This is a genomic window from Chitinophaga rupis, from assembly GCF_900109685.1.
GTDB classification, from domain to species: domain Bacteria; phylum Bacteroidota; class Bacteroidia; order Chitinophagales; family Chitinophagaceae; genus Chitinophaga; species Chitinophaga rupis.
The window spans coordinates 617,708-631,004 of the sequence record NZ_FOBB01000003.1; the positions used below are offsets into that span (position 1 = coordinate 617,708).

Sequence of the window (13,297 nt, forward strand, 5' to 3'; positions counted from 1 at the left end):
TGCCGAATCAATCAAAGTACGGTTACCTGGTCTGACACCAGTGGAAAAATAGTTGTTGAATTGGCCAAAAGATTGTTCTTTCCGGCTTTTATTAAAATGATACAACTGCAAAAGATTGAATTCAATAAACATCCGCAGCAGGTGATTATTGCCTTTGTAATCTGATGAAATCGGATAGTGATCTAACCGGCATACAGCCATACCCGACATACCATCAGTCGAAATGCGGATTATGTGATGACGGATCTTACCCTGTCCCGGCGAGTGGAGATGTTTTTTTATTAGAAGCACCCAAAATCAACAAAATCCTTCTTGCAAAATCCGACAGAGAGAATAATCTAAACAGTTTTGTTAACGAGTTCAAGTCATTTGAGCACGGGCAAACTATTTTAAAGGCCCATTATAAGGAGCGTCGTGAAGAGAAGTATGAAGTATATATAGATTTTGTTCAAATCATATTTCACATAAGGGGAACACAACACTGTAAATCCTACAAAGCAAAATTAGACAGCTATATTCAACAATATATCCCAAGCAATACGAAGTATTTATTGCACCTGATGGACGATGGTTCTAAAGAACTTGCGAATTACGTTTGTGATAAAATCGCTGGTTCTTTTAAGGATGATCTGCTACCGAAGATTCTTGACCAGGATCAACTTGAAGAAATAGATCCGGAAACGTCGGGCGCCATAGTTGTAGTGGGCTCTTGTGTTTCAAATGGAAAAAATTTACATTATATTAGCCGGGCACTTCGGAAATATGAAAAACTGCGTATCATTTATTTTATTTGTTTGGTAAGCATATGGCCACAATTGCCGATTGTATTACAATGATGGAAACCATGATATTAATCAAGGAACGTACATTCAACTCAGTAAACATTCAGCCTTGCTTCATTTCGTGAGTAAAAGCGATTTGCCATTGAAAATTGATTTAGACAAGCGTTCCACGTTTACGAGTTTGTTCTATATCGCAAAACAGGTGTACTGGTTCTCACATTTGTCGCATAGAAGTTATATGCCTTCCAAAAGAACAGTTACTATTATGTACCCCTCCCTTATGGCGAGAATGACTGAAGAACTTAAAAATGTAGAGGGTTGGGATTACGAAAGATTAAAAGCAGTAAGTGAAAAACTATGGTTTATTTAAGAGAGATATTGAAAAATAATAAGGTAAAGCTATTTCAACATAAGAATATTGAGCTGGCCGCTTATCTGTATGTTCAATCTTTCGACGAATTTCCAAATCATTCATTTGAATTATCCCCTGAGGAGGAAGTAGCATTACTTGGTTATAAAAAAGAATACGTTGAAGTTTCCAAAGTAATTACAATCATTTCAAAAACTCCAATTAAGGGGATTAATGCAACTTCAAATGTTTTCAAGTTTGCGGGCTTGTATTTATCAGCCAAGAATGAGTGTAGTTATCGTCTTAAAGAAAAATATCAACAAAGTGACTTAAAACAAAAGTATTTTCTCAGCAAAATAGAACCTTCCCTTAAAGAAGAGCTTTTAACGGAGGTTCGGAATTCTCAAAAACTACCCATAACAACACTTATAAAAACCGTGTTAGACGTAGATGCCATAAACGAAAATGAATTGAACACTGCATTGCAAAGTATTACATCAGACGCTGAGATAGATGTACAGTTACAGATAATTTTGGAGGATATTGAAAGATCTTTACTGCAAATAAAGTTTGTCAATAAAACTGCTGACGAAGTGGTGCGGGATGTATTAAATAATTTCAGCAATGCTATTCAAAAGATAATTAAAGACCGTAGAAAGGATCATCCTGATTTTAAAATAGATGATGAATATGATGTGCAGGATATTTTATATGTAATTCTTAAATCCATTTTCCCAACCCTGCGGGATGAAGATGCAATTGGCAAAGTTGGAGCAAAAACAACCAAGATAGATTTGGTTATACGAGAGGAAAAAGTTTTAGTGGAAGTAAAAATGATAAAAGAGAAGGATACTAACGAAACTCATTTTATAGAACAGCTGAAAGTAGATTTTGAATCGTACCATGAATGCAAATGGCTTCGAAAGTTGTTTTGCTTTGTTTATGATCCTCACAAAAAGACCCGTGACATTTCAAATTTCAATGATTTGAATGGAGATAGGATAAAAGGATATAAGCTCTTAAAACTGAATATTCGGCGTAAGATCAAGCGCCGGCTACCCGAGCGAGTAAAACAGCCGCTGCTTGTTCCTGATGCGCTTAATCAGTCCTGGAGTATGGATTTTATGTCGGACAGCTTGGTGGATGGTAGACGGTTCCGGCTGTTGAATATTATTGACGACTATAACAGGGAATCGCTTTGGATTGAAGTAGATACATCCCTACCCAGTTTGCGGGTTATCAGGGTGCTGGAACGGCTTCTGGAGCTGCGTGGTAAACCTCAGAGAATCAGAGTTGACAATGGACCAGAGTTTATAAGCGACAAACTGCAGCTATGGTGCCAGGACAGAAACATTCAGTTATTGTACATCCAACCCGTCAAGCCGGTACAAAACGCTTTTATTGAACGAAACAATGGCTCTTTGAGAAGGGAGCTTTTGGATGCTTACCATTTCTTCACCTTACAGGAAGTCAGGCTGATGGCGGAAGAATGGCAGCAGGACTACAACTATTCGAGGCCACACCAGGCACTCGGCTTTGTCCCTCCTCTGGAATACATCTAAACTATGACCTTTTGAACCCTTAGAAAATTCGCAAATTCTAATCCCAATTGGATCAAATATTAGGGGAGCTTACAATACATCTTTATTTCTAAAACCAAAATTAGTAAGTCGCGTTTTGTCTATTATTAGTATGCTTCTAGTGTTGTTTATTCTAATAAGGAAATTTTTAACCCCGTTTTCTAATAACTACCTTCAACCTGTTAATCAGGCACTCTCTTTATTGAGCAACCTTTTTTGCCTTCCTTTTTTTTGGAACCTGCTTATATTTTCCTTCAATTAATTTTTGAATATTTTCAACCCTATTTTGTAATTCGTCAAACGTAACGATCTCCACATCTTTACTATTACTCCGTATTAATTCAAATGGTCTGAGTTGTTTAGATTCCAGTGATTTAATCTGGCCCATTAAAACAACACACTTGGAGTTAAAAGTTTCGAAGTCTTCGGATGAGTCCACTTTAAGATTCGCATAATGCTTTTGAAAATTATCCCTTTGGTTCAAAACCTGGGAGATTGCCCCCGACAAATCAGAACTCATAGCATAAACATCATTTCCCCGGTAGGCTTTACCCTTTTTTACCAATTCACTTTTGTGAGTTTTTATTTCAAGAAAAGCGACATTATTTGTCAAATTGTTTTTAATAAGAAAGTCAGTGACCTTGCCATTTGTATTAGAAACATTTTTGCCGCCAACATATGCCTCATTCTCAAATAAAATGATTGGAAATGAAAAAATATAAGAAAATATCCAACTATGAGTACCAAGAAACTCCTGCCACTTTTTTTCTGTTGCGTCGCTATCCGTTGTTATTCTCATTAACACTTTGAACTCGTCAATTACATCATCAATATACTTTTTGTCAATTTTAGATTTTGTATCAAGAAGAGTCTGTGGTGTAAAAAAATCATCTGTAAGTGAAAGTCTGTCGAACATTTCCTTTATGGCATTTTTATCCTTTTCGGAAAATTCATCTAAAGAATTCCCCCAAGTAGAAATAACTCCTGCAATAGAATTCTTAACGTATAGCAACTCTACTTCGTCAATTTCTGATTCATAAATCAACTTTAACTGTTGTTGGGCCAAAATAGCCCGTTCCTGTTTTTGTTGATCTAGCTTCACCTGAAAAACGTCGAACCATTTTCTCAGGTCCTTTTCAGTAATCACAACTTCTTTAGCTGTCTTACTCAGCCTGGCGGTGCCCGTTTTAGTAATTTTAACTGTTTCAATTTTTAGCACTTCCCCTAAATAATCACCTAAGGGTTGTAGCTTGTTGCTAAAACCGTAACCAAAAGTCGCGACCTTATAGACACCAACCGGCAGCTTGCCATCAAAACCTTCGTAAATGAATTGCTTAATATTTTTGTATTTTGGAGAACCATCAAAGTTCCATGGATAGTGAATTTCTTTGTCGGTGTTGTGAAATACTTCCTTACTTAGGATCTTGATTCCTTTTTCGGAGTCTTCAAACTCATAAGTAGTTTTAATAGCGGTTTTCTTAATTATTCTTTCTTCTCTTATAGCATCTTCTTGTGCCATTTTTTAGATTTTAGGGGCTTTAATTGTACCTTTCCTTGGACTTACCTTTCTTTGGAGTTGTTAGGATTTTGGGGTCCTTTATTAAGTAATAACACTGGTAAAGACTTAGGGACCAACCCTTCATCAATATAATAAAATATTACCAATAATCTGTAAGTGAATAAATTGAACAGTTAGATCCGGGTATTAATTACCACACCACAAGGCTTTTTTTGTTAATTTTTTTGCCCATCAGTGAAGAATACCTCCAAATATCAATGAAATAAGACTGAATTTGACAATACTTTTCCATAATTTGCAAATTAAATGCAAATATTCAAAAAAAATGATACTAGATTTCTCTATCGGAAATTACCGATCATTTAATAATATTCAAACATTAGATTTCAGGGCCACGCCACTTGTGTCTGAGTCCAGTGAAACGGATATTAATAATATTGTTAAGATAGGTGGTCAGGGGGTTTTAAAAACGATAGGCTTGTATGGGCCTAATGGGAGCGGTAAATCAAATTTGATAGAAGCTTTTAGACTTTTCGCTACACTTATTCGGACCTCGCTTGAATCTGAGGGCGCTATGGATTTTGCTGCAGAACCGTTTCTACTTTCAAAAGCAATTTCGGATAATGCCGGATTTTTCCAAGTCCAGCTCCTGTTTGATGAGAAAAAGTATCGATACGGCTTTACCTTAAATCCCAATACAGGTGTTCTACAAGAATGGCTTTTCGGTCCTGCCGAAAAAAATGAAACATGGTATTTCAAAAGAACGCACGACAAAGTAGAGACCAATAAAGAATGGTTTCCTGAAGCTCAAAGATTACCTCTTGAAAATCTTCGAAGTAATGCCCTGTTTCTCAGTTTCGTGTCTTCTTATAATGGAGAATTATGCCAAAAAATTAAAGATTACTTTTCAACAAGCGTCTTTATTGAGGATCAGCTACTTCTCAGAAATAGAAATCGAAGATCATTCCTAAGTAACTCACGTCGCAATTTTGCAGGAAGACCCAATTACCTTACAAACGATCTTTTAGCGACCGGCCAAAACAATCTTGTTTTAAATTGGCTTAAAGGGGCGGGCCTCAACTATGCTGGCATAACTCTAGAGCTTTTTCATAATGATTTAGAAAGAGTTTGGCTCAACAAGAATGTGTATGACCAGGATGGAATTAAAACAGGAGAGTTGCAGATGGACCTTGATGAAAGCGAATCTGCCGGTACAAAGAAATTTTATGCTTATATAGGTATATTAAATCTGCTTTTCAACAAAGGTGGTTTTTTGATAAGCGATGAAATTGATAATAATTTTCATCCGAGTCTTCTCAAACATTTTATAAAGTCCTTTAATGATCCACTTTTTAATAAGGCAGGTGCACAGCTATTGTTTACCAGTCATGATACTAATCTTTTAAACCCCAATATTCTAAGAAGAGATCAAATTTATTTTACCGAAAAAACAACAAAAGACGAAACAATGCTCTATTCCCTTGCTGATTTAAAAGGTATTCGTAATAATGCTGATTTTGCACGTCAATACCTTGCTGGATTTTACGGTGCTTTACCTATTTTAGAACAATTCAAACAGTAAAATATATGCCGGACGCTTGGGAACTGATACCGGATTCGGAAAGAAAGTCGGATAACCTCACCACATTTATATTGTTTTGCGAAGATGAAGTTAGTGAACCAAGTTATTTCAGGCAGTTTCAAAACCCTGAAAAGCTTAAAGTGAATATTGCCGAAGGGCAAAAAAATTCATTTCGCAATATTACCAACGCGATAAATTATTGCGACGAAAAGGGTCTCATTGAAAACGTAAACGGGAATTATAAATTAAAAACTGGTATTACAAGTCATATCTGGTGTGTATTTGACAGGGACCACGAAACTCATGTAAAAGCAGATGTCCAAAATGTAAATAATATTGCATTCACTGTAAGTATCCAGGCTGCCCTTAATGCTGGACTTAATGTTGCTTGGAGTAATGATGCTTTTGAGTTATGGATACTTCTGCATTTTGAAGATATAGATCCTTCTGTTTGGTGCCATAGGAATTACGTCTATGACAGGTTAACGTCTATATTCCAAAATATGGCTGGGCAGTCGCCTGAAATGGAAGCAATAACGAAAAATGAAAAATTCACCTACAAAGAAAGCTTCAAAAAGAAAGGAAACTTTTTACAATATGTTCTACCACACTTATCAGCAAGACAGAATGATGCGATAGCAAGGGCACAAGCGCTAGAAGCAAGCTTTAAACAAACGGATGCCCCACATGACTGTAATCCGTGTACTAAAGTGCATCATCTGGTCAACAGCTTATTGGTTTGTCTTAAGTGATAAATTTTAATAGTTAAATTTACATAGAATGTATTTAGCACATTAACTACTGGTCTTATCTTTTCTCTCAGTATTAGTAGGCATCCTGGTCAATGATTTGGGCATTTTTAACTCCAACCTTTCTTTGAGTGCCAACATATCTTTACCTACTTTCTCTGCCACAATATTGGCATAGATTTGCGTTGTCTTAATAGATTTGTGCCCCAGCAATGCACTTACTGTTTCGATAGGTACACCATTAGCCAAAGTAACTGTTGTAGCAAATGTATGGCGTGCGACATGTGATGTGAGTACTTTTTGAATGTTGCATATCCCAGCTATTTCTTTAAGATACAGGTTAAATTTCTGATTACTTTTAATCGGAAGTATCCGATTGTTGTTGACACAGAAAGGATTGTTTTGATACTTTGCAATAATTTCTTTAACTATAGGAAGCAGAGGAACATTCTCTCTGCACAATGTTTTATCCCGGTTTTTAATGATCCATTCTTCACCATCAAAATACTCCATTACATTTTGAGGGGTAAGTGCTTGAGCATCTCTAAAGGAGTAACCAGTAAAACACATGAATAGGAAAGCATCCTTTACTTCTTCTATTCTAGCAATTGAAAAGGTCTTGGAATATAAAAGCATTAATTCTTGAAAATTCAATATATCTCGTTCTGGAACAATATATTTTGAATGAAAGCCTTGAAAGGGATTAACCGCCAGCCAGCCTCTGTCCACAGCAACCTTAAGAAGTTGTTTTAAATGTTTGAAATATTTATAGGAAGTATTGGTATTAACAGCTTGTTTTGTAACCAGGTAATCAACAAAATCGCCTGCAAAGGCGTAATTAATTTTAGATAACTGAATATCGTCGATTTGATATGCAAATTTTAGGAACTGGGTTATCTTTGTTTTAATAGTCCTCCATTTGGATAGCGATTGTTCTGACCGTAATCCCTTTTGAACCTTGTCTTCAAATTTACCGATTGTAAATGCAATGACCTCAGACAACATTTTTTTTTCGACCTTCTGTTCAATGAAACATTCTTTGACCATTTGTGCTGTCACTACTGAATGCTGTAATTCCAGCAGGTCATAACATTGAATTAGCTTGAGCCGTACTATACCAAATACTGATTGGTTTGTAAGGTATCAATGGAGTCACTCCTTAGCTGCCCTGATTTTTGATCCCACAAATCAACTCGAACTTTTCTTCCTAAAGATAACTCAAGACGTTCACCTGCAATGGTCAATCGAACATACAAAGTCTTTTTCTTATCTAGGGATAGCTTGCCATTCAGCCAAAAAAGAATGGACATTCTAGCATTTTCTTTCATACCGCACCAATTTTAACGACTGTTAAAATGCCAGGTTTTTAATAAATCCAGAACCATTCAAACTGAAAAAGACAATTCGGTTAGTAAAAATGATCGCTTCCTCTTCTAACCGAATTACTAACCGAATTTAAGGTTTTTTATCCGCATTAAATAAAAAAAGCTACTGAAAATCAGTAGCTTATAAAATTTTTATCACTAAAAAGTGAACCCGTGGAGCTGGCGGGAATCGAACCCGCGTCCAAACATATCCTCCAAAAGCTTTCTACATGCTTATTTCTGCATTGGGTTGTCGAAACGTGGCAGGAGCAGAACTAACCAACCCCATTCGTATCCGTTTAGATTTTCATTACACACTCACAGAAACCATGTGTACCTATCCCTCTATGGTTTGATTCGGCGGCGGGAGTCGTAGTGGGCAGCAACTCCGGCGGCTATAATGGGTGCGCTAATTTAATTAGGCAGCCATGGCGTAGTTAGATTCGCCAATTAAAGTTTGGGTATTCAGATTAACGTGCTAATTATCCAACGCACGGCATGCTTACACTTTCAAAGACCTATGCTGTCAAAACCAGGCAGCCCCAGCTTTTTTACTAGCCTACAAAGATACGGAATAATTAATTACGAATTACGAATTGCCCTGTCTTACCTGCCAGGCAAAACAAGAAATGCCATTGAAAATAAATGATGGCTATGAAATTATGGATCCTGAAGTCCGTTAAAACCTCCAAACAATCATTACCGCAAAAATTCTACTATCTAACGTCATCATCAAAAATAACACCCCGTTTTATCACAATAATCCCCGCAAAAAATCCCGCATCCGGCGATAAATTTAATCGCTTCTATAAACCCGTACACAATAATCACCACAAAAAAAGCCCTGCATTCTCATGCAGGGCCTCTAAATATGCTATACTCAATTCGTAATTACGAAAACCATTTACTAAAGATATTCCTCCACAGATCCAGCCCGTTCGCATACAACAACAAGCCAAACAACAGCACCATACCTACGATCTGCGCATACTCCAGGAACTTCTCACTCGGTTTACGGCCGGTAACGATCTCGTACAGCAGGAACAGCACATGTCCCCCATCCAGCGCCGGAATAGGCAAAATGTTCATAAACGCCAGGATGATGGATAACAGCGCCGTCATTTCCCAGAACGACATCCAGTCCCACTCACCGGGAAACAGGTTACCAATGGTCAGGAAACCACCCAGTGATTCGCTGGCCTTTACTTCTTTGGATACAAAGATCAGCCTTAGCTGTTGCACATATTTTACCAGGGTATTAATACATTTATTAAAACCAGCAGGTATTGCCTCAAAGAAGGTGTATTTCCTGGTGTTCAGCGCAAAGAACTTAGACATGTCAGCATCAATGTATACACCCAGTATACCGGTGTCCGGCACCTTTACATTTACCTGCAGGGTATCGGTACCGCGTAGTACACCTATTTGCACGGTCTGGTTCTTGTATTTCTGCAGCCGGCTCTTAAAATCACTCAGGTAGGTGGCAGGTTCTCCGTTGAAGGAGATCATCTTATCCCCTTTCTTTAACCCGGCCTTTTCACCAGCAGATTCTTTACTGAAATACCCCACATAATAAGGCACCCGTGGCACCGCAAAAGGCGATTTCTGCTTGATCATCTGCCGGATGAAACCCGGAGGGATGGCCACATTCAACTCCTGCCCGTCACGTTCTACCTGTATGCTCTTGGCCTCATGCAAAATGATCTCTGCCGGTATAGCCTGGAAGTTCTCTACTTTCCGGTTATCAATGCTCAGGATCTTATCGCCATCGCGCAGGCCAATGCTTTGCGCCAGCGAATCCACTGATACCCCGTATTTTACATTCTGTGTAGGCAGGTAGGTTTCACCCCAGTACCACAACATCATGGCATAGATCAAAAAGCCCAGGATCAGGTTCACCGTTACCCCGCCTATCATAATGATCAGCCTTTGCCAGGCCGGCTTAGAGCGGAATTCCCAGGGCTGCGGCTCTTTCATCAGCTGGTCACGGTCCATGCTTTCATCGATCATGCCGGAAATTTTCACGTAACCGCCCAATGGCAGCCAGCCTATACCGTATTCTGTTTCGCCTTTCTTGAATTTGAATAGAGAAAACCAGGGATCAAAGAACAGGTAGAATTTTTCCACCTTTGTTTTGAATAGCTTGGCCGGGATAAAGTGCCCTAACTCATGCAATACTACCAGGATAGAGAGTGACAGGATCAGCTGCCCGGCTTTCACTAATATTTCTTGTGTTGTCATGTACTTAAAATCTCCGCTTAAAATAAGATTATTTATTGTTTGTGATCTCAGATCGGAATAATGCGGTTCACTCCATTCTAAATCCAAGACCGTAAATCACTATATCTGAAATCAGATCACGATGGCATTGATCAGCGAAGCGGCATGTTCGCGGGCGGCCGTATCGCTTTCATAATAATCGTGTAAGGTGGGTACTTCAATATGTGGCACCTTTACCAGCGTTTCCTCTATAACTTCTGTCATTTGCAGAAAACCGATCCGGTTACGTAAAAATGCATGTACTACCTCTTCGTTGGCTGCATTCATGATACAGGCTGCATTACCGCCTTTGCGCAATGCTTCAATGGCAATGGCAAGGTTACGGAAAGTTTTGGTATCCGGCTGCTCAAAAGTGAGCGAAGGGTAATTTTTAAAGGAAAAACGGGGAAAATCATTTGCCAGCCGCTCCGGATACCCCATGGCATACTGTATGGGCAGCTTCATATCCGGCAGGCCCATCTGCGCTTTCATGGAACCATCCACAAACTGCACCATCGAATGAATGATGGATTGCGGATGTACCACTACTTCTATCTGGTCCGGCTGCAGGCCAAATAACCAGCGGGCTTCTATCATTTCCAGCCCTTTATTCATGAGGGTGGCAGAATCAATGGTTATTTTGGCGCCCATGCTCCAGTTAGGATGCTGCAGCGCATGATCCTTTTTTACATTAATAAGGAAGTTAGGCTTCTTACCCAGGAAAGGCCCGCCGGATGCAGTGAGGATGACCTTTTCCACTTTGTTTGCCTGCTCGCCCTGCAGGCATTGGAAAATGGCGGCATGCTCAGAATCTACAGGTATTACCGGCACATTCTTTTTACGGGCAGCAGCCATCACAATATCACCTGCTACTACCAGGGTTTCCTTATTGGCCAGCGCTACAGGCGTGCCGCTTTCAATGGCAGATAAGGTAGGCGCCAGGCCGGCAAATCCCATAATGGCGGCCAGTACCATATCTATGCTATCCCATGCCGCTACCTCTACCATGGCGCGGGTACCGGCAAATACCTTTATCCCTTTATCAAACAATACACTTTTTACCTGCTCATACTGAGTTTCATCTGCGATCACCACAGCATTGGGCCTGAATTTCAGGGCCTGCTCTATCAGCAGGTCTGCATTCTGGCGGGCGGTCAGCACCTCTGCCCGGAACTTGTCGGGGTGCGCTGCTATTACCTCTAATGCCTGTATACCAATGGAGCCTGTGGAACCTAGAATGGCTATGTTCTTCTTACTCATTTTACAATAATATCAATTATCACTGATCCAAGATTGCGTTGGAAATGTTAAAAATTTGCAATCACTATCATTGAAGGTATTGCATCAGTTGTTCTGCTAATGTTCTGTCGTTGCTTAAACGGGGTACCTTGTTCTGACCGCCTAGCTTGCCGATGGACTTCATATAATCTATGAATCCCTGCCGGCGTACAGGCCTTATCTTCAGGGGTTGCAATATATTACCGGTTAAAAGGTCATCATAATAGATGTTCTTCTGTCGTAAATTCTCATCCACCCTGGCAGCAAAGGTAGCCAAATCAGCCGGCATGGTCTCAAATTCTACAAACCATTCGTGGTACGGCAGCTCCCCATTGGTTTGCACCATAGGCGCCACGGTAAATTCCGTGATGCGCACCTGCTCTTCTCCCGCAGCTTTCATCAGGCTGTGCTCCACTTCCTCCCCGATCACATGCTCTCCAAAGGCAGAAATAAAATGTTTTATACGCCCTGTTACCACAATACGGTAAGGGTTCAGGGATACAAATTTCACCGTATCACCTATATTATATGCCCATAAACCTGCATTGCTGTTAATAATTAAAGCATAGTTCACCCCCAGCTCCACTTCTTTTAAAGACAAACGGGTGGGATTTTCATTAAATATTTCCTGTGCCGGCACAAACTCAAAGAAGATCCCGGAGTTGGTGTTCAGCAGCAGTCCTTCCCCTCCCTGCACATCCTGGAAAGCTATAAAACCTTCAGAGGCGGGGAATGTTTCAATAGTATGAATAGGCCGGCCAATGGATTCCATTAGCTTGGCGCGGTAAGGTTCAAAGTTCACGCCGCCATACACCAGCAGGTCCAGGTTCTTGAACAGCTCCCCTACCGGCTTGCCGCTGCGGGCTATCAGGCGGTCAAAATACATTTGTACCCACGGGGGTATGCCGCTGATAAGCGTCATGTCCTGGTTGATGGTTTCTTCCACGATCTGATCCAGCTTGGTTTCCCAGTCTTCAATACAATTCGTTTCATAAGAGGGTAGCTGGTTGGTGCGCAGGTAGCGGGGCACATGGTGGTTTACGATGCCGCTGAGGCGCCCGGTAGGTACGCCGGCAATACGTTCCAGCTCAGGGGAGCCGGAGAGGAAGATCATTTTACCATCCGCAAAAGAGGAATTACCGGTTTCAGACATATAATACAGCAGGGCATTCCGCGCAGTGTCTATATGATTGGAAATGGATTCTTTGCTGATGGGTATATATTTAATACCGCTGGTGGTGCCGGAGGTTTTAGCCAGGTAAATCGGCTGCCCTTTCCAGAGCACATGATGCCGGCCCTCTTTTATTTTATTAATATATGGTTTGAACTGCTCATAGTCCCGGATGGGCACCGCAGCTTTAAACTCATTATAGGTATGGATGGCATCAAAATTATGCTCTTTCCCAAAATCCGTATTCCTGCCTGTTTTTACCAAATCCTCCAGGATGGCATCCTGGTCTTCTACTGCCCGTTGCATTTCCTTCCTGATCTTGCTGCTCACAATGGAAGCAAATGGTTTGGCCAGCAGTGACTTAAACTTCATGCCCTTTAGTTTAGAATGGTTGAAATGACAAAAGTATAAAAATTGTGATGCTTTGCACGGCAAGTTAACGGTTTTTGATTAGAGTAGTCCATGGTCGATGGTCCATGGTCCACTGCCTTCTTCGGGTGGTAAGAACCTATTAAAAATCCGGGGCATTGCCTGTTCCCGAATACTGTTCACTGTGAAGTGTGCCGTGGACCATGGACCGTGGATCGAGGACTGATATAGCACCACTTATAAAATGAACTACGCCATGGACCATCGACTATGGACCATGGACCACTGTGGACCC

The 13,297-nt window shown here is 40.2% G+C and carries 10 protein-coding genes and 1 other RNA gene; 4 read left to right on the forward strand and 7 right to left on the reverse strand.

Annotation, left to right across the window (positions count from 1 at the left end; translation table 11 throughout):
• The first annotated feature begins 164 nt into the window (after window positions 1–164).
• Both BMZ54_RS15580 and BMZ54_RS15590 read left to right on the forward strand, forming a co-directional pair.
• Window positions 165–836: a hypothetical protein gene (locus BMZ54_RS15580; protein ID WP_089913365.1), complete on the forward strand. Its 672-nt coding sequence runs from the start codon at window positions 165–167 to the stop codon at window positions 834–836.
• 303 nt (window positions 837–1,139) lie between these two features.
• Window positions 1,140–2,693: a PD-(D/E)XK nuclease domain-containing protein gene (locus BMZ54_RS15590; RefSeq protein WP_089913371.1), complete on the forward strand. Its 1,554-nt coding sequence runs from the start codon at window positions 1,140–1,142 to the stop codon at window positions 2,691–2,693.
• Between the two features lie 217 nt (window positions 2,694–2,910).
• Here BMZ54_RS15590 and BMZ54_RS15595 read toward each other — a convergent pair whose 3' ends face one another.
• On the reverse strand, window positions 2,911–4,230 hold the full coding sequence (locus tag BMZ54_RS15595; RefSeq protein ID WP_089913374.1) for a Shedu immune nuclease family protein: 1,320 nt from the start codon (window positions 4,228–4,230) through the stop codon (window positions 2,911–2,913).
• Between the two features lie 325 nt (window positions 4,231–4,555).
• Between BMZ54_RS15595 and BMZ54_RS15600 the strand changes: the two genes are divergently transcribed.
• A complete protein-coding gene (locus BMZ54_RS15600) occupies window positions 4,556–5,812 on the forward strand; it encodes an AAA family ATPase (protein ID WP_089913377.1) in 1,257 nt (418 codons plus the stop codon).
• Between the two features lie 5 nt (window positions 5,813–5,817).
• Window positions 5,818–6,564 (forward strand): RloB family protein, encoded by a 747-nt coding sequence (locus tag BMZ54_RS15605; RefSeq protein ID WP_089913381.1) that lies wholly within the window; start codon window positions 5,818–5,820, stop codon window positions 6,562–6,564.
• Between the two features lie 42 nt (window positions 6,565–6,606).
• Here the strand turns inward: BMZ54_RS15605 and BMZ54_RS15610 are convergent, their stop codons facing one another.
• The 6 genes from BMZ54_RS15610 to BMZ54_RS15635 all read right to left on the reverse strand — a co-directional run bounded on the left by BMZ54_RS15610 (window position 6,607) and on the right by BMZ54_RS15635 (window position 13,005).
• Complete coding sequence (locus tag BMZ54_RS15610) at window positions 6,607–7,620, reverse strand: site-specific integrase (protein WP_143081027.1); 1,014 nt, start codon at window positions 7,618–7,620, stop codon at window positions 6,607–6,609.
• 53 nt (window positions 7,621–7,673) lie between these two features.
• Complete coding sequence (locus BMZ54_RS15615) at window positions 7,674–7,889, reverse strand: Arm DNA-binding domain-containing protein (protein ID WP_089913387.1); 216 nt, start codon at window positions 7,887–7,889, stop codon at window positions 7,674–7,676.
• Between the two features lie 208 nt (window positions 7,890–8,097).
• Window positions 8,098–8,469: a transfer-messenger RNA gene (ssrA, locus tag BMZ54_RS15620) on the reverse strand.
• Window positions 8,470–8,816: 347 nt separating this feature from the next.
• On the reverse strand, window positions 8,817–10,166 hold the full coding sequence (gene rseP / locus BMZ54_RS15625; protein ID WP_089913390.1) for an RIP metalloprotease RseP: 1,350 nt from the start codon (window positions 10,164–10,166) through the stop codon (window positions 8,817–8,819).
• Window positions 10,167–10,277: 111 nt separating this feature from the next.
• Window positions 10,278–11,444, reverse strand: a complete 1,167-nt coding sequence (locus BMZ54_RS15630; RefSeq protein WP_089913393.1) for a 1-deoxy-D-xylulose-5-phosphate reductoisomerase — start codon at window positions 11,442–11,444, stop codon at window positions 10,278–10,280.
• A 67-nt stretch (window positions 11,445–11,511) separates the two neighbouring features.
• Window positions 11,512–13,005: a GH3 auxin-responsive promoter family protein gene (locus BMZ54_RS15635; RefSeq protein WP_089913396.1), complete on the reverse strand. Its 1,494-nt coding sequence runs from the start codon at window positions 13,003–13,005 to the stop codon at window positions 11,512–11,514.
• Window positions 13,006–13,297: the final 292 nt, after the last annotated feature.